This window comes from Gilliamella sp. X-60 (assembly GCF_057063585.1).
The window spans coordinates 1-1,067 of record NZ_JBXSQJ010000056.1; the positions used below are offsets into that span (position 1 = coordinate 1).

Below are 1,067 nucleotides of genomic sequence, written 5' to 3' on the forward strand. Positions count from 1 at the left end.
AATTACTTAATAACTTTAGCAACAACACCAGCACCAACAGTACGACCACCTTCACGAATCGCAAAACGTAAACCTTCAGCCATCGCGATTGGGTGAATTAATGATACTGTCATTTTAATGTTATCACCAGGCATTACCATTTCTACACCTTCTGGTAATTCGATAGTACCTGTTACGTCAGTTGTACGGAAGTAGAACTGTGGACGGTAACCTTTAAAGAATGGAGTATGACGACCACCTTCATCTTTGCTTAAGATATACACTTCTGATTCAAAATCAGTATGTGGTGTAATTGAACCTGGTTTTGCAAGTACTTGACCACGTTCGATTTCTTCACGTTTTGTACCACGTAGTAATACACCAACGTTTTCACCCGCACGACCTTCGTCAAGTAATTTACGGAACATTTCAACACCAGTACAAGTGGTTTTAGTTGTCGGTTTGATACCCACGATTTCAACTTCTTCACCAACTTTGATAACACCGCGTTCAACACGACCTGTTACTACTGTACCACGACCTGAAATTGAGAATACATCTTCAATTGGTAATAGGAATGGTTTGTCGATATCACGCTCTGGCTCTGGGATATAGCTGTCTAATGCTTCAGCTAATTCAACAATTTTGTCTTCCCATGCTGCTTCGCCTTCTAACGCTTTTAGCGCTGAACCACGAATCACTGGTGTATCATCACCTGGGAAATCATATTGAGATAGAAGTTCACGTACTTCCATTTCAACTAATTCTAATAACTCTTCGTCATCAACCATATCACATTTGTTTAAGAATACGATGATGTAAGGAACACCTACTTGACGACCTAAAAGAATGTGCTCACGAGTTTGTGGCATAGGACCATCTGTTGCAGCTACGACTAAGATAGCACCGTCCATTTGTGCCGCACCAGTGATCATGTTTTTAACATAGTCAGCATGGCCCGGGCAGTCTACGTGTGCGTAGTGACGAGTTGGTGTGTCATATTCAACGTGTGAAGTGTTGATGGTGATACCACGTGCTTTTTCTTCTGGTGCGTTATCGATTTGATCGAATGCACGAGCTTGACCGCC

General features: G+C 42.0%; 1 protein-coding gene. It reads right to left on the bottom strand.

Annotated elements, in window-relative coordinates:
* Positions 1-2: 2 nt before the first annotated feature.
* On the bottom strand, positions 3-1,067 hold a 1,065-nt coding region (gene tuf / locus ACYIAM_RS13030), incomplete at its 5' end, for an elongation factor Tu (RefSeq protein ID WP_483748558.1).